This window comes from Mycobacterium sp. NGS61 (genome assembly GCF_059812325.1).
The window spans coordinates 1-21,243 of the sequence record NZ_JCALCL010000005.1; the positions used below are offsets into that span (position 1 = coordinate 1).

A 21,243-nucleotide genomic window follows, 5' to 3' on the forward strand; every position below is an offset into this window, starting at 1 on the left:
ACGCCCCCCACGCATCGCCGAACCGCACCCCCGCTGACGCCGAGCGTCACACCAGCGTGACGCCCCACCCGACACAAGAGCTCACAGCGGGTCGCGGGCGGCTGGACAGGACATGCACCGGGGCCCGCCGCGCCCCGTCCCCAATTCCGACCCGGCGATGGTGAGCACCTCGATGCCGGCGTCCTGCAGGCAGGCGTTTGTCGCCACATTGCGTTCGTAGGCGACGACAACACCCGGCGCGAGCGCCAGTGTGTTGTTCCCGTCGTCCCACTGTTCGCGTTCGGCGACGTCCGGGTCGCCGGTGTCGATCACTCGCAGCTTGTCGATCCCCATCGCCTCGGCGGCGGCCGCGACGAACGGGACGGCGTCGCTGATGGTCACCCCCTCAGCGGTGCGCGCAACGGTGAAGGCCGAGAGCGTGTCGACGACGTTGGCGTACATCACCGCGGCATCGGTGTCGACCATGGTGCACACCGTGTCCAGGTGCATCTGCGCGCGCTGCTGGGCGATCGGCACCGCCAGCACGGTATGCGCCAGGTCGTCGTCGAACAGACTGCGCGCCAACGCTTCTGCACCGGCCGGGGTGGTTCGCTCCCCCACCCCCACCGCGATCACCCCCGGCGCCAGCAGCAGCACATCACCGCCCTCGACCGGAGCGGTGCGCGATTCGTAGGCGCGCCGCACGCCGGTGAACCGCGGGTGGTGGGCATAGATGATGTCGGTCAGCGACGCCTCGCGGACCCGCGCCCGCAGGGCCAGCGACGGAATCACCATCCGTGGCCCGATCCAGATCGACGAGTCACGGGTGAACACCAGGTTGGGCAGCGGGTCGATGACAAAGTCCGCGCCGTGCTGCATGCGCAACACCAGGGAAACCTGGGGACGGGTAGCGGCCGGCAATTCGTCGAAGGTCAGTCCGGCCGTCAGCACGTGGGCCAGCGCCTCAGGTTCGAGTCCGCGCAGGTAGGACGAAAGTGATTGCGCCAGAGGCGTTCCGAGTCGGCGCGTGTCGACGGCCGCGGCAACCCCCTGCATCCGCGCGGCACCGCTGTGCTGCAGCGCCTCGGTCAACAGCTGTGCGAGCAGCAGTACTTCCACGCCGCGCGATCGCAGCACGTCAGCGAACTGATCATGTTCGTCCTGCGCACGCGAAACCCAGGGCAACCCGTCGAACAACAGTTGGTCGTTGTTGCGCGGGTTGAGTCGACGCAGTTCGTCGCCCGGCCGGTGCAGGATGGCGACCCGCAACGTCCCCACCTCGGAATTGGTCCCCCACGCCGCTGACACGCCTCAAACGGTAGCCGCGCCGGGGCCAGCAGGCGCGACATCGAACTGATGTGCGATAAACTCGGCCCGTGGCGATCGCGGTTCAGGGCTCGCTATTCGAGCACAACGAGCGACGATTCCTCGGCGACGGTGCTTTCATCGATGTCCGGGCGAACTGGCTGCGCGGCTGTGATGGTCTGCTGGAAGCACTGCTGACCTGCGTGCCGTGGCGGGCCGAGCGCCGGCAGATGTACGACCGGGTGGTCGACGTGCCTCGACTGGTCAGCTTTCATGACCTGACCGTCGAGGATCCACCGCATCCCGAGTTGTCCCGGCTGCGGCGTCGACTCAACGACATCTACGGCGGAGAACTGGGTGAGCCGTTCACCACCATCGGGCTGTGTTGCTACCGCGACGGATCGGACAGCGTGGCGTGGCACGGCGACACGGTCGGGCGCAGCAGCTCCGAAGACACCATGGTGGCGATCCTCAGCCTTGGCGCGACCCGCACCTTCGCCATGCGTCCGCGGGGCGGCGGGCCGTCGCTGCGCCTGCCGCTGGCGCACGGGGATCTGCTGGTGATGGGCGGCTCGTGCCAACGCACCTGGGAGCATTCGGTGCCCAAGACGTCGGCGTCGGCGGGTCCACGCGTGAGCATCCAGTTCCGCCCCCGCAATGTGCGATAGATCCCAAGCGTCAACCGCGCACTGCGGCAACCGCTTTGACCAGTAGGTCGCGGGCGCGCTGGGTGTCGACTTTGGCCACCGGCTGACCCGGTATCACCAGCGGGTTGGCGATCACGATCACCTGGTAGTCCCCGAATTGCGCGGAATAGTCGTACAGTTCGCCGGTGCGGGCCGCGCCCTGAAGGAGTGCCTGCAGCACGCGGTGCACGCCCTGGGTGTGGACCCCGTCGATGTGGGGTGCGTCGACGACTTCGATCGCGCCGCGCAGCTGAGCACCGGCGAAGCCCACGCGCGCGCAGTCCTTGCCGGGATCGTTGACCGGCAGCGCGGTGGAGGTTTCCATCGCGATCGCCACGAACCGGTTGCCGTTGCCTTCGGCTGAGATGGCGGCCATGTTGCCCTGCAGGCCCGGCGGCATGTCCGGCCCGACCGCTGCCTTGGCGCAACTCGCCGGATCGAAGGTGAGCCCGTCGGGCAGCTTGCGTGCGGCGAAAAACTGGGGATCGATCGCCTGCGGCGTGATGTTGGTGACCTTGAATTCCGGCCCGAAGGTGGACTTCGCCTCCGCGATCTTGGCGATGTCGGCCTTGATCGGCTGCGCGGACTTGGAATCCGGCGAACAGCCGACCAGGACGCACACCGATCCGAGGGCGAGCACCAGCTTGAACATCGTCGCCAATCTACCCAACGCGGATGCTCAGCTGCGTAACGTCGACACGGTTTTGACCAGCAGATCGGCGGCGTACTGCGCCGGCAGCGCCGGCAGCATCGAGCCCGGGTCGTTGGTCAACGTGGTGAATACGTAGAAATCGCCCAGATAGGCGCCGAATGTGTATGCCCGGGAAACGATTTCGCTGCCCGACTCGACGGCCGACCGGATGTCGGCGACCATGCCGACGGTTTGCGCGCCGTCAATGTGCGGCGCATCGATCAGCGCGATACTCGCGACAGTGCGCCCCGCAGTCAGATCCCAGTGCGCGCAACCGGTTACGACATGGTGGTCCAGTTGCGCGGGCCTCGGCAGCGCCACCACCACCGCATCCACGATGCCGCCCGACCCCGACCCGGAAACGCCCTGGGCGGACTTTTCGCGGCCGCCGGCCGGATCGGACAGCGTGGTGCAGGCCGCAGGATCCGCCGCAGTATCGGCACCGAGTCCCCAGATTGCCCGCGGCGACGGCGCGCGTGGCACCTGCGTCACCTCGTACCCGGGCGGCAGCTCGCGGGCAACCCGCCTGATGTTTGCCGGGGTTACCGCGACAGTCGGTAGCTCCGGAGACGACGACGAGGACACGGGCGGCGGTGCGCTCTGCGGGCCGCATGCGGCCAGCAGGACCACCAGCGGGGGGCCAATCCACGACGGCCGCATGATCGTTGATATCACGGGTGCCGGGCGGAGTCCGGTAGCTCGGCGGTCGTGTGCACCCGAGTGCTGTGGAATACCGACGGCCATCCCGTTCTGTGCGGCCGGAGCATGGATTGGCGGGAGACCACCGAACCGCTGATCGTGGCGTTTCCGCGCGGCAGCGGGTTGCTGGGCGGGCAGCCGGTGGTCGCCGACAGTGCCAGGCGCTGGACCAGTCGGTACGGCGGCCTGGTCATCATCGTCTACGGCATCGGAACCGTGGACGGCGTCAACGAACACGGCTTGGCCGCGCCTGCGCTGTACCTGAAATCCACCGATGTCGGCTCGCGCGACCCGCCAGACCGGCATTGCACACCGGCCTGCAGGCGCAATGCCTGCTCGACCAGGCCGGCACCGTCGCCGAGGCGCTCAGTTTGATGGATGAGGTGCAGCTGGTGATGGTCGGTGCCCGCGGACGCCAGGGCACGCTGCGCCTGGCCCTCGAGGACGCCGCCGGCGACTCCGCGAGCATCGGATTCGACCACGGCCAGATGGTGGTGCACCAAGGCCGTCAATACACCCTGATGACCAACGATCCCAGCTACAACAAGCGACGCGAATTGCTTTCGCGACAATACTTTTCCCATTCCAGCCGAGATATGCCGTTGCGCGGAAACGTCAATCCCGTCGACCGCTTCCAGCGGGCGGCGAATTACCTTGCGCTGCTGCCGGAGTCCGATCTCACCGATCGGTTGTACTTCTTTCAATTGATCACCAGCCCGAATGCGATCTGGGTTGAACTCGACGGTCTCTACCTCAGCGAAGGTGGTCAGCCGAGCGCGGTCGACGCCTATGACGAATCGCCGATCGGCAATGTGACGGCACGATTCACCGCGCGCCAGCCAGCCTTCTGACTCAGCTCACCACATCGATGACTTGCCGGGCGACCTGCCTGATCCGTTCGACCATCTTGCGGTCCAGGCTCAGCTTGCGTGGCACGTCGATCACCGTGGCGATGACACCGATGTCCTCGCGCTGCCATACCGCGCCGGTGCGATCCATGATGGTGCGCATCGGCAGATTATCCGAAAGCATTCGCGCAGAGAATCTTTCGACGCCATCGACCTGCGCTGCCACCGACAGCGCTTCGATCAGGAAAGTCCCGATTCCACGTCCCTGATAAGCGTCGGCGACCGTGAACGCGATCTCGGCGACCGTCGGGTCCGTCGCGTCGCGAACAAAACGTGCGTCGGCCACCGGATCGGTGCCGTCGACCATCACCCAGACGAAGTGGTCGACGTAGTCGACCTCGGCCAGATACTGCATCATCGCCAGGTTCGGCACCCGCGCGGACATGAACCGCCGGTAGATCGTCTCACTGGAGAAGTGGACGTGTCCGTGCACCGTGCGTTCGCTGTCTCCGGGCAGCACCGGACGCAGCATCAGCTCAGATCCGTCTCGGAGCCGGACCGGGATCGGCGTGATGAACGCGGCGAGGCGTTGGCGCACCGTGCGCACCAACCGGTCCATGATCCCCGGGACGTGCACCATCTGGGTCAGCGCGTCCTTGCCGCCGATCCAGCCGGTCAACGGCTCCAGAGTGGTGATCGTCGCTGTTCGCGGAATATCGCGCAGCAAAGCGATCTCACCGACGATCATGCCCGGCACCGCTAGCTCCACGATCACCGCGTCGTCGTCCCCGACATGCATCACCTCGGCGCTGCCGGACGCGATCAGCAGGAAGGAGACAGCCTGCTCACCCTGGCGCATCAACACCTGACCGGTGCGGGCATGTAACGGGGCGAGGCACGAGGCCAGCGGCAACAGGTCCTCGACAGGGCATCCCTGAAAGATGTCCATTTCCGCGAGTTCCGCGATCCCCACGCCGGTCAATTCCGCCACCCCTCCGGGGTCTGCTGCGGCCCCAGGCTATGGCCCACGTTATGGGTAAGGTTGCCGACCCTGCAAACACGGGCACTAGCCTGGGCGACGGGAGGGATGAACCGACGATGATCGATAACCAGGACCGACTCGAGTTGACTCGGGGTCTGCTCAACAAGCCCGCCGTGTTGCGGCACGGCTACCTCGATGTGCTGGGTGAATCCACGGCGAGTCCCGTCCCGACGGTCGCGCAGCTTGCGATGAACAGTCCGCTGGTCGCGACGGTCTATGAGCGGCTGTGGCGACCGACATCGTTCTACCTGGCCAGCGGGGTCACCACCGGAGCCGAGCAGCGACGCGCGGCGACCGCCCTACAATTGCGCAGCGCGACGCGGCTGCTCGACGTTGCCTGCGGGCCCGGCAATTTCACCGCACCGCTGGCTGCAAAGCTGGCCACCGGCAGCCTCGCGGTCGGGTTCGACATCTCCGAACCGATGTTGACCCGGGCCGTGCAGGACAACAGCGGCCCGCGCACCTGCTACGTGCGCGGCGACGCGCGCGATCTGCCGTTTGACGACGAAACCTTCGACGCGGTCTGCTGTTTCGGCGCCCTGTACCTGATCCCCGAACCGTTTCGGGTCGCCCACGAAATGGTGCGGGTGCTGCGTCCGGGCGGTCGCATCGCCATCCTGACCAGCTACGCCGATCAACCCCAGCCGATCAGCTTCGCCCTCAAAACCACCGCGCGGGCGATCGGACTGACTATGTTCGACGGGCACGCCTTCGTCGACCTGTTCTCCTCCGCCGGTTTGATCGACATCGAGCAGCACGCCCAGCGTGCCCTGCAGTTCGTCACCGCAGCCAAGCCGGATTGAGAGCTACGACGCAGCAGCTTCGCACACGCCGAAGAGCCGGACCACCGGTGTGCCGAATTCGTACTCCAGCACCTGGTCGGGATGGCCCTTCGAAATCAACGTAATCAGCGCGGGTTGTCCACTGCGATAAGACATCTGAGTGCATTCGACCTGGAAAAGCCGATACTTGCCGCCGTTCGGAATGGCCAGTGAGAATCCCGGCTCGACGGATTCGACGGGTACCTTGCGCAAGTAGTACTTGGTGCTCATCGGTCTGACACTAGGGGTGAGCGGGCGCCGGAACCGAGCCCAAAACCCCGATCTCAGCGAATGCTCAGCGGAATTTTTGTTAGTCATCAGCCTTCGCCCCGGCTCCCAGATCCATGCCAGTAGCGTTGGCGCCATGGATGACATCAGGGTTGGGCAGTGAGCGTCGCCGGATTCGTCCTCGGTCTGGTCGGGACCGTGCTGGCGGTGATCGCACTGGGCTGGCAGCTCGGCACATTCCTGCGCCACAGACCGCGGCCGAAACTGACGCCCCTGGTCGGTCGATTGACGCCCGACGGGCTGGTGACCAACGACGCCGGCAGCGACGTGCGCGAGGCGCTGGCCAATGCCGCCGAACGGCCCGAGGACACGATCATCGGCGTGAAGGTCGTCAACGCGGGCCGACTGGCTTTTCACGTTGCTGGGTGGGCCATCCGCTCCGATGCAGACGGCACGTCGCTGGTGCCGTTGGAGAAGCCGATCGCCGGGGCCGAGATTCCGCACGACATCCCGCCGGGGGGTACCGCCGTCTTCCTGACCGAACTGCAGCACGCTCAGCATTTCGCCGAGGGCACCACTTCGGAACCGACTCAATTCGTTCTGACGGTCTCGTCCGGAGCGCGCACGTATGCGACCAAACCCGTTGCAGCGGAACTGTTCTCAGCTGAGCGCGATGGCAGTTCGGATTAGCGGGGTCAGCTGCGCAGGGTGACGTGCGGACTCTGGCCGTAGGTCTGCCGGTAGTAGACCGCGAAACGTCCGACGTGCCCGAACCCCCAGCGCCGGGCGACATCGCCGACGGTGACGGTGGCGGGGTCACCGGCCAGCAGGTCGAGGTGGGCGTAACCCAGGCGCACCCGCCGGACGTATTCCATTGGGGTGCAGTCCTGGTGCTTGCGGAAGGTGTACTGCAAGGTCCGCGGCGTGACGTACACCGCCGCCGCGATATCACTCAGCGAAATGTCGGTGTGGGCATTGTCGTCGATGAATGCCGCGGCACGGCGCATCGTCGCACTGTCGAGTTGGTGCTCGACGGCGGGTTCCGGCACCGCGGTAGTCGGAAACGTGGCTAACAGCAAGCTCACCAGGTAGCGCGCCAATCGGGCGCCGAGTAGCGGGTTGGCCTCGGCGTCGCCGCGGGCGGCAAGACGATGCGCATGACTGATGCCCTTGGTGAGGCGTTGGCCGGCCGACCTCGACACGGGAACAGATCCGGTCAGGTGGACCGTGGTATCGGCGCCGCGGTATGCCGCCGCGAACGTACTCAACTCCCTGCGGTTCACGACGAGGTGGTTGTAGTGCCCCGGCCGGACGCGGCCGTTGTAGGACGCGCCGTCGACGGCCCCGAACGCGTAGAAGTCCCCGGGTCGATACCGGGCAACCGGCTGCCGTGCGTGGCCCGCTTCGAGCAGACCGGAGACCACCTGGCACACCAGGATCTGTTCGGGAGGGTCCATGGCGTAGCTGAAATCACGGCCGTAGTCGGCGGAATCGATGCAGACAGGTCCGACGAAATGCCGCTCCACCCGCATCGAAGTGGATTGCGCCCCAGACTTCGCGTGGATGTGCATCCTGGAGAAGTTTGCGCTCAACGCGCTCTGGGCGTGGTCTAGGTCTGTGGTATCGAGCAGAACGGTGGGCATTGCCTCACTCTTGGCCGGAATCGAGCCGCTCGGCATCGTTTCTGAACCGATTTCTACCAGTATCCACGATTTCGCGGGCGTTGACGAACCCGGCGGGTCAGTGGGAGCGGCGGGGAATTGTCAAGGCGGTTCGCAGTATCCAGGCGAACAGCAAGATCGGGATCCCCCAGGTGGTCAAGAAACCTTCGAGTGACAACGGACCGTCGTGAACGATGAAAGCGGCGAGCAGGAGCACGTGCCCAACGACGGCAACGATCGCCAGATGAGCGGTTGAGGGCGGCAGCACCCGGTGGCGATAGACCGCGGTGGCGAATGCTCCCAGGGCCACGGCTGTGGGCATTCCGGACATCGCCAACAGCCCGAAGGTCAGGTCGTAGAGCAGCGTCGCCTGCTCGGCGCCACGGTCGCGGTAGAGCAGGAGGTTGAACGCGGTGAACCCGGCGAGTATCAGCGTGACCAGTGCGACGAAGCCGGCGGCGAATACAGGCGGCAACGGGGACCCCGAGGGTAGGCGCTCCCGCAGGAAAGCCCAGACCGCCGCCCCGAACACCAGCCACAGGGCTACACCGACCGTATAGAGAGTCTGCGTCGCCGCCAGCCGGTCGTGGTAGGTGGCGGCCCACCGCCCGACGTCGGCGCCCGGCGTGCTGGTGAGCGGGAACGACCAGATCGGATAGACAACGATCCCGAGGGCCGGGAGCAGTACCCCGAGCGTGCCTGCCCAGCGCGCCATGCGTGCCGATCCCGAGGATTCGGCGCTGCCGGCCCTGCCGTCGTCCACATGTCCCCCCGCGCTGTGCGACCAAGATCATCGTGATTATGGCCGAACAGGCGATGGGCGTTGAAAGAGCCGAGCGATCGCTGACCTGACGTGCTGGAACCCTGTGGAGCTAGGGAGATTCGAACTCCCGACCTACTCGATGCGAACGAGTCGCGCTACCAACTGCGCCATAGCCCCTGACCGCTAGCAGGCTACCAGCCGCCACCCCGATGGGCCGAACCGCGCGGCTACTGCCCGACGGCGCGCGGCAGGTCCCGCGGCCACCCGTAGTTGCGGGCGGACATCGCATATTCCAGGTGCTGGAAGATCGGGTCCTCGTCGTCGATTTCCAGGACCACTGCACCGGGGCGCCGCAACCGGGACGGCACCACGTCGTAGTCGCGGTCCTCGGTGTTCTCGACGCCCATACGGGCCCGGGCCATCCGCTTCATCCGGCGGCGACGCACCTTTTCTTCGATGCGGGTCTGTCGACGCAGGTAGGCCAGATAGAACAGGGTGATGGTGGTGGCGGTTCCGCAGATCCACCATGCCGTGTCGGTCACTTCGAAGGCGGTGATCGCCGAGCCGACCAGCACCAGCGCCATCGCGACCAGCACCCGCTTGCGGAAGGCGTACTTGCGCGCGCTGACCGCGGCGGCGGTCTTGCTGTCATAGCGGCGCCGACGCGACACACCCGAGGCGTAGACGGGCGGGGCGTCGTCCACCTCGTCCTCCTCGGGCTCCAAACCCGAAGAGTCGTCGACGTATTCGTACTCGTCGTCGGCAAGCCCCTCGTCCTGCTCAGCCGCGTCGTCGGCCGTGGGCTGCGGAGTCGCTTCCGCCTGGGCACTGGCACCCACCGGCAGCGCGGCCGCATCTTCGTCGATCACGTCGACGTCGAGGTAGTCGGGTTCTGCCGGCTCTTCGACCTTGTCCGTCTTGCTCAACGCAGTGACCACCGACCGGCGGCGCATCACCACATCGGTGTCTTCGTCGTCGAGGACGGGCATGTCCTCGTCGTGGTTCTGGTCGGCGTCCGCGTACGGTCCGTCGATCGGCTCGGTTTCCCATTCCTCTTCCGGCTTCCAGTCCGGGTCGCTGCGATGACCGGCCGCGGGTCCGGTCCGCTTGAGCAGGCGGGCACCGGCGACCCCGTTGAGCACGCGGGTGGCTAATGCCACGTCGCTGGTGCGCCGGACAGCGTCGCGTTTGCTGATCAGCATCGGCACCAACACGAACAACCACAGCACCACAAGCGATATCCACAACAACGACTGCGGGATGCTTGGCATCATGACCTGCTCTCTTCGGTTCCGATCCCCGCGAGGCCCCTCGGGTGACCTGCGCGGCCGGGTCTGTAGTGACCAGGGCAATTACACACCTGTAATTTGCCTTTTCCAAGCATCACACGCCACATATGTCACGTTAGCCACAGAATTATTTCGACTTGTGCACCATTGCCGCGTCGGTGTCACGCTGGCGTGACGCTCGGCGGGGAATGCCACGCTGGCGTGACGCTCGGCGGGGCAAGGATCCGCAACGCCCGGCCGGCGCCACGCTGGCGTGACGCTCGGCAGCGAACGCCACGCTGGCGTGACGCTCGGCGGGCGACGACCCGCAAACGCTCGGGCAGGCGTGCACCCGCAACCGTCAGACCCAGCTGGCGTGACCCGCCCTGACCAGCGTCGATGCGACCGAGCCGTATACCTCTTCGACGGTCAACCCGACCAGCAGATGGTCCCGCCAGGCCCGGTCGACCTCGAGATAACGCCGCAACAGGCCTTCCTCCCGGAACCCGGCCTTGGCCAAAACTGCCCGACTCGCCGCGTTCTCCGGACGCACGGTGGCCTCTACGCGGTGCAACATCACCGGACCGAAGCAGTGGTCGAGTCCCAACGCCACCGCACCGGTCGCCACGCCCCCGCCGGTGCATTCACTGGACACCCAGTAGCCGATCCACGCCGACCGCAGCGCCCCGTGCACGACGTTGCCGACGGTCAACTGCCCGCAGAACCGTCCGTCGAGTTCGATCGCATAGGGCAGCATCCGACCTTTGCGTGCCTCGGCGCGCAACCCGGAACAGACCGCCGGCCACGCGCCCACCGTGTGCCGGATGCCCCAGTCGCCGTCGGCGCTCGGTTCCCACGGTTCGAGCTGCGCGCGGTCGGCCAGCCGGATCCGGCTCCACTGTGCGCCGTCGCGCATCCGCACCGGCCGCAACCGGATCACCCCGGCGGCGACGCGCAGCGAACCGACACTCATCGGCCAGCCAGGGTGGCGGGAGCTGGATCGCAGCAGGTTCACGGGACCGAAGCGCGCTCAGCCGTGCTGAGCCAGGAAGGCGACATCGACGATCTCCCCGGTGCGAATCTGCTCGGCGCCGCTGGGGACCACAATCAGACAGTTGGCCTCGGCCAGCGTGGCCAGCAGGTGAGACGCACCGGGCGCACCCCCCAGCGCCTGAACCAGGTACTCGCCGCTCTCCTGGTCGCGCATCAGCTGGCCGCGCAGGTAACCCTTGCGTCCGGCCACCGACGTGATCGGTGACAGGGTGCGCGCCTGCACGACCCGGCGCATCGGGTGCCGCTTACCCAGCGAGAGCCGGATCAGCGGGCGCACCATCACCTCGAACACCACCAGCGCGCTGACCGGGTTGGCGGGCAACAGGAAGGTCGGCACACCGTCGCGGCCGAGCTGCCCGAAGCCCTGAACCGAGCCGGGGTGCATGGCGACCCGCACCACCTCCATGTCACCGAGTTCGGACAGCACCGAACGCACCGCCTCGGCCGCCGCACCACCTACTCCCCCGGCGATCACCAGCACTTCAGCCCGGTTGAGCTGGCCTTCGACGATCTCGCCGAGTTCCTTGGGGTTGTTGCTGACGATGCCGACGCGGTTGACCTCGGCGCCGGCGTCGCGGCCGGCCGCCGCCAGCGCGTAGGAGTTGACGTCGTAGACCTGCCCGTTGCCCGGATTGCGCGAGATGTCGACGAGTTCGCCGCCGACGGCCATCACCGACAACCGCGGGCGCGGATGCACCAGCACCCGTTCACGGCCCACCGCCGCCAGCAATCCGACCTGAGCAGCGCCGATGATGGTGCCCGACCGCACCGCCACGTCGCCGGGCTGCACGTCGTCGCCGGCGCGCCGCACGTAGGCGCCGGACGGCGCACCGCGCAGGATCCGCACCCGGTTCATGCCGCCGTCGGTCCAGCGCAGCGGCAACACCGCGTCGGCCAGGGTGGGCAACGGCGCCCCGGTCTGTACCCGGGCGGCCTGGCGCGGCTGCAGCCGGCTGGGCGTGCGGGCCCCGGCCTCGATCGTCCCCATCACCGGCAGGGTCACGACGGCACGGGCTTCGACGCTGCCGTCGTCGGCGACGGCCGCTATGGGTTCACTCGCGCCACCGTCACCGACGCCGAGCACGTCGACGCTGCGCACTGCGTACCCGTCGATGGCGGCCTGGTCGAAGCCGGGCAGCGGACGTTCGGTCACCACCTCTTCGGCACACAGCAGTCCCTGCGCCTCGGCGATGGCGACTTTGATCGGCCTCGGGGCCACCGCGGCCGCCGATATCCGGGCCTGTTGCTCCTCCACAGAACGCACAGTGCAGCGCCTTCCTGCCCCCAAAGTGGCGGGCGCGGTCTGGCGAACCGGACCCGAGCGCCTACTGCTGTTCGGTCAGGCCCAATCGCGCCACCAACCACCGCCGCAAGTCCGGGCCGTAGTCATCACGATCCAATGCAAAGTCAACCGCAGCCTTGAGGTAGCCGCCGGGATTTCCCAAGTCGTGTCGGGATCCGCGATGAACGACGACGTGTACCGGATGCCCTTCGGAGATCAGCAACGCGATGGCATCGGTGAGCTGCACCTCGCCGCCGGCACCCCGGTCGATGCGGCGCAGCGCGTCGAAGATCGCCCGGTCCAACACGTAGCGACCGGCGGCGGCGAGCAACGACGGCGCGTCCTCGGTCTTGGGCTTCTCGATCATGCCCTTGACCCGCAGGACGTCGGTGGTGTCGGGCAGCGGGTCGACGTCGAACACGCCGTAGGCGCTGATTTCCTCGGGCGAGACCTCGATGGCACACAGCACCGTGCCGCCGTACTGGCCCCGGACCTGCGACATCGTCTCCAGGATCCCGGTCGGCAGCACCAGGTCATCCGGCAGCAGCACCATGACGGCGTCCTCGTCGGGCATCAGGGTGGGCTCGACGCAGCTGATCGCGTGCCCCAGGCCCAACGGCTCGGCCTGCACCACCGACTCGACCTTGATCAGCGCCGGGGCGCGACGGACCTTGGCCAGCATGGCCTTCTTGCCCCGCGCTTCCAGGGTGCCTTCCAGCACCAGGTCCTCGACGAAGTGCGCGACGACACCGTCCTTGCCCTCGGAGGTGATGATCACCAGGCGTTCGGCGCCGGCGTCGGCCGCCTCGGCGGCCACCAACTCGATGCCGGGGGTGTCCACGACGGGCAACAGCTCTTTGGGCACTGTCTTGGTCGCGGGCAGGAACCTGGTTCCTAGGCCGGCGGCGGGAACGATCGCGGTGAACGGGATCGATGTTTGCGGTCGTGACATCGTTCACAACCATAGCCCGCACCGGCCGCGCGGTCGGCGAGAACACCGCGCCCGCCGGGGTCTGTCATCGTTAGCACCATGACCACGGGGGGCAAGGCCGCGTTGCGCAGCCAGCTGGCTCGGGCTCGCCGGCACGTTGCGGCCGGCGTCCGCGCCGCCGAGGCCGAAATGCTGATCCGGCAGCTGGAACAGGTGGTGACCAGCGGTGTCACCGTCTGTGCGTATGTTCCGGTCGGCACCGAACCCGGATCGATCGACATGCTCGACGTGTTGCTGCGCCGCGCCGGGCGGGTGCTGTTGCCGGTGGCGCGCACCGGTCCGGACGACACCGCGCTGCCGTTGTCATGGGGCGAATATTCCCCTGGCGCGCTGAGGACCGGGCGCTGGGGACTTCTCGAGCCGCCCGGGCCGTGGCTGCCGGCGAGTGCGCTGGGCGAGGCCGGGATGGTGCTGCTGCCCGCCCTGGCGGTCGACCGGCGCGGTGTGCGATTGGGCCGCGGTCGCGGTTTTTACGACCGATCCCTGCCGGCGCGAGATCCGCAGGCGGCGCTGGTGGCGGTGGTCCGCGATGTGGAATTGGTCGACGAGTTGCCGTCGGAGCCGCATGACGTGCCGATGAGCCATGTGCTGACCCCCGCGCGGGGCCTGCTCGCGCTGCCGATCCGGGAATGACCGGCAACACGTGGCGGTTCTAGCACTTGAGACGGTAGAGTGCTAACGCAGCAGACTTACATTCACCCGGAGGTTCTTGTGCCCACGTACAGCTACGCGTGCACCGAATGCGACAACCGCTTCGACAAGGTGCAGGCCTTCACTGACGATGCCCTGACGACCTGTGACCAATGCTCAGGCCGACTGCGCAAGTTGTTCAACTCGGTCGGGGTCGTGTTCAAGGGCAGCGGGTTCTACCGCACCGACAGTCGCGAGGCCGGCAAGAAAGAGAAGAGTTCGACCAACGGCTCCTCGACGAGCGACTCGGGGTCCGCGGACGCCAAGTCTTCGAGTTCCAGTGACAGCAAATCAGCGGGCTCGGGCGACAAGGCCGGCAGTTCCAAGGCGGCCGCGGCCAGCTCCGCCAGCTAGTTATCCACAACCGGCCTCCGACGCGCAACCAGCCTGGCCCCACCCTGCCTACCCTGGGGAGGTGCGGGAATCGTCCTCACTCAATCCCTCACTGCTGAACCGCATTTCGACCGTGCTGCGGCCGGACTGGATGCGGACTGTGCGGGCCCGCCGGGTGGCCGCCGGCGCCCTCGTCGTCCTCGCCTGCGTTGCCGCGGTGCGTTCGAACCCGGACGGTGACCGGGTCGACGTATTGGTGGCCGCCCGTGACCTGAAGTCCGGCACCGCCCTCAGCGCCAATGATGTCCGGCTCGAAAAGCGTTCGGCGGCAACGGTTCCCGATGGATCTCAGGGCAAGCTCGAGGTCGTGCTCGGATCGACGCTGGCCAGTCCCACTCGGCGCGGCGAAGTGCTCACCGACCTGCGGCTGCTGGGCAGCCGGCTGGCCGATTCCGCCGCCGGGCCCAACGCCCGGATCGTGCCGCTGCATCTGGCCGACGCCGCCCTGATCGACCTGGTGCGGGTCGGCGACGTCGTCGACGTGCTGGCCGCGCCGGCATCCGACGCGGCCGCCCCCTCGCGGTTGCTGGCCACCGACGCGATCGTGGTCCTGATCTCCGCCCAGCAGAAGGCCTTGGGGCCGGGCAACGATCGGGTGGTGCTGGTGGCACTGCCGGCCCGGTTGGCAGCGGCGGTGGCGGGAGCGGCGCTGGGCCAGACGGTGACCCTCGTTCTGCACTGACGGCGAATCCGTGCCGTGCCAACGCAAAACGGCGTCGCGGCGGCGCACCCCCTACTGTTGGACCGGTGAGCATTGCACCGGGGAGCGCGCTCGAGTGTCTGCAGCTCGACGACTCCCGATTCGCCGCCGGCGTGCGCGACGGTGTCGCCCGCATCGAGGCGCTGATGAGCAGCGAGCTCACCCTGGGTGACGACATGATTCGCGATGCTATGCAGCATCCGTTTGCCGACGAACGCACTCAGCTCCGGCCGCTCTTCACGGTGCTGGCGGCGCAGCTCGGCCCCGAATCGGACGCCTGGCAGGTCAGCGTCGTCGGAGCCGCGCTCGAGCTGATCCACCTGGCGACGTTGTGTCACGCGGGCGTCGCCGACGATGCCGACGTGGCCGACGACGCCGGCGCCCGCTGGAACAGCAACCTGGCGATCCTCGCGGGCGACTACCGGTACGCGGCGGCGTCCCGGCTGGGTTCGCGGCTGGGTCCGGAGGCTTTCTCGGTGATCGCGGAGACCTTCGGCGAGCTGGTGACCGGACAGCTGCGCGCAACCCGCGGCAGCGCGGCGACCGTCGATCCCGCCGAACATCAGCTGCGGGTGGCGCAAGAGCGCTCCGGCTCGTTGATCGCCGCCTGCGGACAGCTGGGCGCCCTGTGCGCCGGGGCGCCCGACGGCACCGTGCAGCGGCTGTCGCGACTGGGCCGGCTGGTCGGCACCGTATCGCACCTCGCGTCCCACCCCGGCGCGGCGCGGTACGCCGATCTGGCCCACGCGGAACTGGCCGGTCTACCGGACTGCGCGGCCCGTCATGCCTTCTCGACATTGATCGATTGCGTGCACTCCGGGCGGGACGACACGGAGGGGGTCGTGGCAAACGCCACCAACTGAGTTAAATTTTTCCTGGGGTCAAATTCCGGGATCATCGGATGCCCGCTGCAGAAAGGACGTCCCCATGCTCAAAGGGTTCAAAGAGTTTCTCTCGCGCGGCAATATCGTCGACCTGTCCGTTGCAGTGGTCATCGGTACCGCGTTCACCGCGCTGGTCACCGCCTTCACCGACAGCATCATCAAACCGCTGGTCAGCTCGATCGGCATGAACCAGAAGCAGGAACACGGACTTCTGAAAATCCAGATTCCGGGCACCGATCAATTCATCGACCTCAACGTGGTGCTGTCGGCCGCAATCAATTTCCTGCTGGTGGCTGCGGTGGTGTACTTCCTGGTTGTGCTGCCGTACAGCAAGTTGCGCAGGCAGGGTGAAGTCGAGCAGGCCGACGACGCACAGGTCGTCCTCCTCGAAGAGATCCGCGACCTGCTCGCACAGACCAACGGTGCGGCATCGTCCGGCCGCCACGGCAGCGCACCGGCGGTCGAAGCCACCCCGCTGTCGCCGCCGCCGAACTACGGGCCCCGCGCCGACCGCTGACCCGGTCCGGAGAGCTATATCTCCAGACTCGACAGCTGGCCGATGATGTAGGCCGCCAACGGGTTCAGGGTCGCCATCCCGTCGCGTACCGCATAGCGGGATCCAGCCAGGTTGACCACCAGGGTGCTGCCGGACACGCCGGCCAGCCCGCGGGACAGACCCGCGTCGGTGATCCCGGCGGACAAGCCCGAAGCGCGGATCGCCTCAGCGATGCCGAGGATCTCCCGGTCCAGGATGTCGCGGGTGGCTTCGGGCGTGACGTCACGGGGCGTGACCCCGGTCCCGCCGACGGACACCACCAAGTCGACCCCGCCGATCACAGCGGTGTTCAACGCGTTGCGGATCTCGACCTCGTCCGCCTCGACCGCCACCACGCCGTCCACGACGAACCCTGCCTCGGTCAGCAATTCGGTGACCAGCGGGCCGCTGTGGTCTTCATCCCCGTGCGCGGTGCGGTCGTCGACGACGACGACAAGAGCCCGTCCGACCACCAATTCAGCGCCCTGTTCCATGGGTGCCACCGTATATCCGAGGTCCGACAGCTGCGCCTCGGCCTTCATCACTGGTCCGCCTTTCCGAGGGTGACCTGCACAGTGCGACTGCCGCCCGCTGGATCCTGATAAGTCAGCGACACCTTGTCTCCGGGTGCTTTGGAACGCACCGCGGCCACCAGCGCGTCGGCGCTGTTGATCGTACGGTCATCCACCTTGGTGACGATGACCCCCTTGGGCACCCCCGCATTGGCCGCCGCGCCGTTGGCCACCACTTCCATCACCTTGGCGCCCGGGGCACCCTTGTCGGTGGTGACCTGAACGCCCAGCGAGGCGTGCGACGCCTTACCGGTGCTGATCAGCTCGTCGGCGATGCGCTTGGCCTGGTCGACCGGGATTGCGAAGCCCAGTCCGATCGAGCCGCTTTGCGCGTCGCCGGAGTCGGCGCCGAGGGTGGCGATCGCCGAGTTGATGCCGACCAGTTGCGCGTTCATGTTGACCAGTGCGCCACCGGAGTTACCCGGGTTGATGGCGGCATCGGTCTGGATAGCATCCAGCACCGTATTCTGGTTGCCGGCCTCACCCGTCGTCGACACCGGCCGGTTGAGCGCGCTGACGATCCCGGTGGTCACCGTGCCCGCCAAGCCCAGGGGTGAGCCGACGGCCAGCACCGGCTGACCGACCCGCAAGCCCGACGACGATCCCATCGCGATCGGGGACAATCCGGAGACGCCCTGGACGCGTACGACGGCGATGTCGCTGGTCGGGTCGGCGCCGACCACGGTGAAGGTGGAGGTGCGCCCGTCGGAGAACGTCACCGTCGTCTTCGGCGCCGGGCCGTTGGCCGGCGGCTTGGCGGCCGCCGCGACGACGTGATTGTTGGTCAGGATCAGCCCGTCGGCGGACAAGATGACGCCGGATCCCTCTTCGGAGGCCCGGCCCAGATCGGTTTCCAGCATGACGACGCTGGGCACCACCTTGGCAGCCACCTGCTCGACCGATCCTGGCGGCATGTTGGCCGCCGGAACGCTGGGGGCCGCGCCGGACGACGCCGTGGTGCTCTTACCGCCGCCGGCCTGGTGGCCCAGTTCGACGACCGACGCGGCGGCGCCTCCGATACCGGCGGACACCACCGCGATCGCCAGCGCACCGAGGATCAGGCCGCCTGACCGCCGTCGGCGCGGCGGCGCCATCGGGGGCATCATCCCGGGCACTGGACCATGCATGGTCTGACCCGGCAGCGGACCGGGACCCGACACGGTCGGTATCGGACGCGAACCGGTACCGCCGGGTATCGCACCCGATCCGGTGTTGCCCGGTATCGGCCCGGCCCCGGTGCCGCTGAGCGGGTCGTAGGAGCGGTACTGCTGATGCGACGGCGGTTGATAGCGCCAGTCGAACGGCTGGGTGTAACTCTGCTGCCCCTGGGCATAGGCGGGCGGTACCGGCTGACTAGATGTGGCACCGTATCCCGGCTGCTGCGGCGGTGGCGAATACCTCGGGTGATTCGTCATGTCGCTAAGACGCTCTTCCTCTACTTCTAGGGGCTTACTGAAGGCCTACTGGAGCATGCGTTGCTTGCATGGCTTGGTTTTCAACACTAACTGCACAACCACCTTGCGCGCGCGGACTAAGAATCGACTGAGATGACATTCGCCGAACCCCGTGAACTCTCGGGCTCGTCGGCGGATGACGGATAGTCCGGACCAGGCAGCGGACGACCGGGCAGCAGCACGTAGAACGACGTCCCCGGCGGGTCGCCGCCCGGGTCGGTGTCCTCCACGCGCAACGATCCGCCGTGGTTGAGCACCACCTGCTTGACGATCGCGAGCCCCAGACCCGAACCGGGCATCGCGCGTGCCGACGCGGAGCGGTAGAACCGCTCGAATACCAGGCGCCGCTCCTGCGGCGGGATGCCCGGCCCGTGGTCGGCGACCACCAGTTCGGCGTGGGACGCATCGACCCGGCGCAGCCGCACCGCCACCCGGCCGCCCGGCGGACTCCACTTGGCCGCGTTGTCCATCAGGTTGAGCGCCGCCCGCGACAACCCGGCGGGGTCACCGTAGACCTGCCACGGAACCACCTCCACGTCGAAGTGAATGTCGTTGCGGCGACGTCGAACTCGCTCCAGGCTGCGATCGATGACCTCGCCCATGTCGACCGGTTCGTGTACCGCTTGACCGGCGTCACCGCGGGTGAGATCCACCAGATCGCCGACCAGCGTGGACAATTCCTCGATCTGCCCCAGCACGTCGGCGCGCAGGCCGACCATTTCCTGTTCCGGGAGCCGCGGTGCCCCCGGCGCCATCGACGCCATCAGCAGCTCGACATTGGTGCGCAGCGACGTCAGCGGGGTGCGCAGTTCGTGTCCGGCGTCGGTGACCAGACGCGCCTGGCGCTCCCGCGATTCGGCCAGCGCGCGCAGCATCAGGTTGAACGCCTCGGTGAGCCTGGCGAGCTCGTCGCTGCCGAAGACCGGTATGGGACGCAGGTCGTCGGTGCGGGCCACCCGCTCGGCCGCCTCGGTGAGCCGACCCACCGGCCGCAACCCGGCCCGGGTCACCATCCCGCCGGCCACCGCGGCCACTGCGACACCCACGCCACCGACCAGGAGCAGCACGAACCGCAGCTTGCTCATCACGTGCTGGGTCGGCTCGAGGCTTTTGGAGATCAGCAGTGAGCTGCCGTTGGGCAGGTGGATGGCGAGCACCCGCTGGCCGGCGGCGGTGCGCCGGGACATGAACAGGTCACCGCGGATGACCGCCTTCTCCGGGCTTCCGACCGGCAGTGTCTGCCCCGGCTGGTTGGCCGTGTAGATCGACCGTCCCGGGTTCACCAACATGGCGTTGACGTCCGAATAGGCGGTGCCCTCGATGGCTTTGCCAGGGTCGGCGGCCAGCGAACCACTGGCGATGAGCAACTGCGCACGGCTTTGCAGCTGGTTGTCGAGGTCGCTGTACAACGCCGCCGAAATCACCGCGTAGACGGCCACCGAGATCAGCACCACCACCATCGCCACCATGGACATCGCCAGCAGCATGACCCGCCAGCGCAGTGACAGGGAACTGGTCGCTCGCAGCGGCGCCCGCCGTTTGCGGCGCAGACCGAGCATCAGGGGGGTGTTTCGCGTAGCACGTAACCCACCCCGCGCACGGTGTGGATCAGCCGCGGCTCGCCGTCGGCTTCGGTCTTACGGCGCAGGTATCCGACGTACACTTCCAGGGCATTGCCCGAGGTGGGGAAGTCGAACCCCCACACCTCCTCCAGGATGCGGCTGCGGGTCAACACCCGGCGCGGGTTGGCGATCAGCATCTCCAGCAGGGAGAACTCGGTACGGGTCAGGCTGATGCGACGCTGCCCGCGGATCACCTCCCGGGTCACGGGGTCCAGGCTCAGGTCCGAGAACGTCATCGCCACCGACTCCGCCGCGTCTTCAGGCTTGGTGCGGCGCAGCAACGCCCGCATCCGGGCCAGCAGCTCTTCCAGGGCGAACGGCTTGGGCAGGTAGTCGTCGGCTCCGGCATCCAGGCCGGCTACGCGCTCGGAAACCGAATCACGCGCGGTCAACACCAGGATGGGCAGGTCGTCACCGGTGCTGCGCAGCTGACGGCACACTTCCAGCCCGTCCAGCCGGGGCATCATCACGTCCAGCACGACCGCGTCGGGCCGGTCACTGGAGATCTTTTCCAGCGCCTCGACACCGTCGTGAGCCAACTCCACCGAGTAGCCGTTGAAGGAAAGCGATCTGCGCAGCGACTCGCGCACCGCGCGATCGTCGTCGACGACAAGTATTCGCACGCGGTCCAGTTTCGTATGGACGCCTGAGACTGGGCTGAGAGGCGCGCCGAAACGGGCGTCAGAGACGACGCCGCACCGGCTAGCGCTTGTCGAGGTCGATCAGGCCCAGCCGAGCGGCCTTGAGCAGCCGGCGCGGCACCTTGTGCTTCTGACCGGCGACGTTGACGCCGACCAGACCGGTCTCGGTGGCCTTCCACTGCGAGCGCCGGCTGCGGGTATTCGAGCGCGACATCCTGCGCTTGGGTACGGCCATGGTCGGGCCTAACTCCTCGTTCGGGGTTTCGGTGGGGCGTGTCGCGGTTCCAGGCTGATTGGCCGCACGGCGACAGTTGCTGACCAGAATAGTCGGTCGACCTTCCCGTCACCAAAATTGGGGCAACGCGGGGCTGGAGCCGGGTTGACGCGACACCGCCGGTACCCGCTAACCTACCGGTTGGTTGGTTCGATGCACGC

26 protein-coding genes and 1 tRNA gene are annotated in these 21,243 nt (G+C 67.5%); 10 read left to right on the forward strand and 17 right to left on the reverse strand.

Going from position 1 to position 21,243, the window contains the following annotated elements; all coding sequences use genetic code 11:
- Positions 1-81 precede the first annotated feature (81 nt).
- On the reverse strand, positions 82-1,287 hold the full coding sequence (gene arcA, locus AC5Y3Z_RS12530; RefSeq protein ID WP_463827432.1) for an arginine deiminase: 1,206 nt from the start codon (positions 1,285-1,287) through the stop codon (positions 82-84).
- Between the two features lie 68 nt (positions 1,288-1,355).
- Between arcA and AC5Y3Z_RS12535 the strand changes: the two genes are divergently transcribed.
- A complete protein-coding gene (locus tag AC5Y3Z_RS12535; protein ID WP_463827431.1) occupies positions 1,356-1,952 on the forward strand; it encodes an alpha-ketoglutarate-dependent dioxygenase AlkB in 597 nt (198 codons plus the stop codon).
- A gap of 10 nt (positions 1,953-1,962) precedes the next feature.
- On the opposite strand, the gene AC5Y3Z_RS12540 is transcribed toward AC5Y3Z_RS12535, so the two are convergent.
- Both AC5Y3Z_RS12540 and AC5Y3Z_RS12545 read right to left on the reverse strand, forming a co-directional pair.
- Positions 1,963-2,622 (reverse strand): DUF5642 family protein, encoded by a 660-nt coding sequence (locus tag AC5Y3Z_RS12540; RefSeq protein WP_463827430.1) that lies wholly within the window; start codon positions 2,620-2,622, stop codon positions 1,963-1,965.
- A gap of 27 nt (positions 2,623-2,649) precedes the next feature.
- Complete coding sequence (locus AC5Y3Z_RS12545) at positions 2,650-3,321, reverse strand: DUF5642 family protein (RefSeq protein WP_463827429.1); 672 nt, start codon at positions 3,319-3,321, stop codon at positions 2,650-2,652.
- 105 nt (positions 3,322-3,426) lie between these two features.
- Between AC5Y3Z_RS12545 and AC5Y3Z_RS12550 the strand changes: the two genes are divergently transcribed.
- Together AC5Y3Z_RS12550 and AC5Y3Z_RS12555 are read left to right on the forward strand one after the other, a co-directional pair.
- Complete coding sequence (locus AC5Y3Z_RS12550) at positions 3,427-3,735, forward strand: Ntn hydrolase family protein (protein WP_463827428.1); 309 nt, start codon at positions 3,427-3,429, stop codon at positions 3,733-3,735.
- Positions 3,735-4,211: a linear amide C-N hydrolase gene (locus AC5Y3Z_RS12555; RefSeq protein WP_463827427.1), complete on the forward strand. Its 477-nt coding sequence runs from the start codon at positions 3,735-3,737 to the stop codon at positions 4,209-4,211. Before AC5Y3Z_RS12550 ends, AC5Y3Z_RS12555 begins: the two co-directional genes overlap by 1 nt.
- Before the next feature lies 1 nt (position 4,212).
- Here AC5Y3Z_RS12555 and pat read toward each other — a convergent pair whose 3' ends face one another.
- Positions 4,213-5,199 carry an acetyltransferase Pat gene (gene pat, locus AC5Y3Z_RS12560; protein WP_463827426.1) on the reverse strand — a complete coding sequence of 329 codons (987 nt, stop codon included), beginning with the start codon at positions 5,197-5,199 and terminating at the stop codon, positions 4,213-4,215.
- A gap of 107 nt (positions 5,200-5,306) precedes the next feature.
- Between pat and AC5Y3Z_RS12565 the strand changes: the two genes are divergently transcribed.
- A complete protein-coding gene (locus tag AC5Y3Z_RS12565) occupies positions 5,307-6,053 on the forward strand; it encodes a class I SAM-dependent methyltransferase (protein WP_463827425.1) in 747 nt (248 codons plus the stop codon).
- 3 nt (positions 6,054-6,056) lie between these two features.
- Here AC5Y3Z_RS12565 and AC5Y3Z_RS12570 read toward each other — a convergent pair whose 3' ends face one another.
- Positions 6,057-6,302: a hypothetical protein gene (locus tag AC5Y3Z_RS12570; protein WP_463827424.1), complete on the reverse strand. Its 246-nt coding sequence runs from the start codon at positions 6,300-6,302 to the stop codon at positions 6,057-6,059.
- Positions 6,303-6,458: 156 nt separating this feature from the next.
- On the opposite strand from AC5Y3Z_RS12570, the gene AC5Y3Z_RS12575 reads away from it, so the two are divergent.
- Positions 6,459-6,989, forward strand: coding sequence for a hypothetical protein (locus AC5Y3Z_RS12575; RefSeq protein WP_463827423.1), 531 nt, complete (start codon positions 6,459-6,461; stop codon positions 6,987-6,989).
- Between the two features lie 5 nt (positions 6,990-6,994).
- Here AC5Y3Z_RS12575 and AC5Y3Z_RS12580 read toward each other — a convergent pair whose 3' ends face one another.
- The 7 genes from AC5Y3Z_RS12580 to AC5Y3Z_RS12610 all read right to left on the reverse strand — a co-directional run bounded on the left by AC5Y3Z_RS12580 (position 6,995) and on the right by AC5Y3Z_RS12610 (position 13,278).
- Complete coding sequence (locus AC5Y3Z_RS12580; RefSeq protein ID WP_463827422.1) at positions 6,995-7,942, reverse strand: helix-turn-helix transcriptional regulator; 948 nt, start codon at positions 7,940-7,942, stop codon at positions 6,995-6,997.
- 97 nt (positions 7,943-8,039) lie between these two features.
- Positions 8,040-8,723 carry a hypothetical protein gene (locus AC5Y3Z_RS12585; RefSeq protein WP_473140092.1) on the reverse strand — a complete coding sequence of 228 codons (684 nt, stop codon included), beginning with the start codon at positions 8,721-8,723 and terminating at the stop codon, positions 8,040-8,042.
- Between the two features lie 104 nt (positions 8,724-8,827).
- Positions 8,828-8,900, reverse strand: a tRNA-Ala gene (locus AC5Y3Z_RS12590).
- A 50-nt stretch (positions 8,901-8,950) separates the two neighbouring features.
- The gene (gene sepX, locus AC5Y3Z_RS12595; RefSeq protein ID WP_463827420.1) at positions 8,951-9,994 is read right to left on the reverse strand and encodes a divisome protein SepX/GlpR; all 1,044 of its coding nucleotides are present in this window, start codon (positions 9,992-9,994) and stop codon (positions 8,951-8,953) included.
- Between the two features lie 358 nt (positions 9,995-10,352).
- The gene (locus tag AC5Y3Z_RS12600) at positions 10,353-11,006 is read right to left on the reverse strand and encodes a GNAT family N-acetyltransferase (protein WP_463827419.1); all 654 of its coding nucleotides are present in this window, start codon (positions 11,004-11,006) and stop codon (positions 10,353-10,355) included.
- Between the two features lie 15 nt (positions 11,007-11,021).
- Entirely contained in the window at positions 11,022-12,308 is a 1,287-nt protein-coding gene (gene glp, locus AC5Y3Z_RS12605) for a molybdotransferase-like divisome protein Glp (RefSeq protein ID WP_463827418.1), read from the reverse strand.
- 61 nt (positions 12,309-12,369) lie between these two features.
- Positions 12,370-13,278: a UTP--glucose-1-phosphate uridylyltransferase gene (locus AC5Y3Z_RS12610; protein ID WP_463827417.1), complete on the reverse strand. Its 909-nt coding sequence runs from the start codon at positions 13,276-13,278 to the stop codon at positions 12,370-12,372.
- 78 nt (positions 13,279-13,356) lie between these two features.
- Between AC5Y3Z_RS12610 and AC5Y3Z_RS12615 the strand changes: the two genes are divergently transcribed.
- The 5 genes from AC5Y3Z_RS12615 (at position 13,357) to mscL (ending at position 16,501) form a co-directional block, all read left to right on the forward strand.
- The gene (locus AC5Y3Z_RS12615; RefSeq protein ID WP_463827416.1) at positions 13,357-13,950 is read left to right on the forward strand and encodes a 5-formyltetrahydrofolate cyclo-ligase; all 594 of its coding nucleotides are present in this window, start codon (positions 13,357-13,359) and stop codon (positions 13,948-13,950) included.
- Between the two features lie 78 nt (positions 13,951-14,028).
- On the forward strand, positions 14,029-14,361 hold the full coding sequence (locus AC5Y3Z_RS12620) for an FmdB family zinc ribbon protein (protein ID WP_463827415.1): 333 nt from the start codon (positions 14,029-14,031) through the stop codon (positions 14,359-14,361).
- A 61-nt stretch (positions 14,362-14,422) separates the two neighbouring features.
- Positions 14,423-15,082 carry an SAF domain-containing protein gene (locus tag AC5Y3Z_RS12625; protein WP_463827414.1) on the forward strand — a complete coding sequence of 220 codons (660 nt, stop codon included), beginning with the start codon at positions 14,423-14,425 and terminating at the stop codon, positions 15,080-15,082.
- Between the two features lie 65 nt (positions 15,083-15,147).
- Positions 15,148-15,963, forward strand: coding sequence for a polyprenyl synthetase family protein (locus tag AC5Y3Z_RS12630; RefSeq protein ID WP_463827413.1), 816 nt, complete (start codon positions 15,148-15,150; stop codon positions 15,961-15,963).
- Positions 15,964-16,027: 64 nt separating this feature from the next.
- On the forward strand, positions 16,028-16,501 hold the full coding sequence (mscL, locus tag AC5Y3Z_RS12635) for a large-conductance mechanosensitive channel protein MscL (protein ID WP_463827412.1): 474 nt from the start codon (positions 16,028-16,030) through the stop codon (positions 16,499-16,501).
- A 14-nt stretch (positions 16,502-16,515) separates the two neighbouring features.
- On the opposite strand, the gene AC5Y3Z_RS12640 is transcribed toward mscL, so the two are convergent.
- The 5 genes from AC5Y3Z_RS12640 to rpmF form a co-directional block, all read right to left on the reverse strand.
- A complete protein-coding gene (locus tag AC5Y3Z_RS12640; protein WP_463827411.1) occupies positions 16,516-17,061 on the reverse strand; it encodes a MogA/MoaB family molybdenum cofactor biosynthesis protein in 546 nt (181 codons plus the stop codon).
- Complete coding sequence (locus AC5Y3Z_RS12645) at positions 17,061-18,506, reverse strand: S1C family serine protease (RefSeq protein WP_463827410.1); 1,446 nt, start codon at positions 18,504-18,506, stop codon at positions 17,061-17,063. Before AC5Y3Z_RS12645 ends, AC5Y3Z_RS12640 begins: the two co-directional genes overlap by 1 nt.
- Positions 18,507-18,622: 116 nt before the next feature.
- Entirely contained in the window at positions 18,623-20,104 is a 1,482-nt protein-coding gene (locus tag AC5Y3Z_RS12650) for a HAMP domain-containing sensor histidine kinase (protein ID WP_463827409.1), read from the reverse strand.
- A complete protein-coding gene (gene mprA / locus AC5Y3Z_RS12655) occupies positions 20,104-20,790 on the reverse strand; it encodes a two-component system response regulator MprA (RefSeq protein ID WP_463827408.1) in 687 nt (228 codons plus the stop codon). The genes AC5Y3Z_RS12650 and mprA overlap by 1 nt, the downstream gene beginning before the upstream one ends.
- 79 nt (positions 20,791-20,869) lie before the next feature.
- Positions 20,870-21,043 (reverse strand): 50S ribosomal protein L32, encoded by a 174-nt coding sequence (gene rpmF / locus AC5Y3Z_RS12660; protein ID WP_463827407.1) that lies wholly within the window; start codon positions 21,041-21,043, stop codon positions 20,870-20,872.
- Between the last annotated feature and the right edge of the window lie 200 nt (positions 21,044-21,243).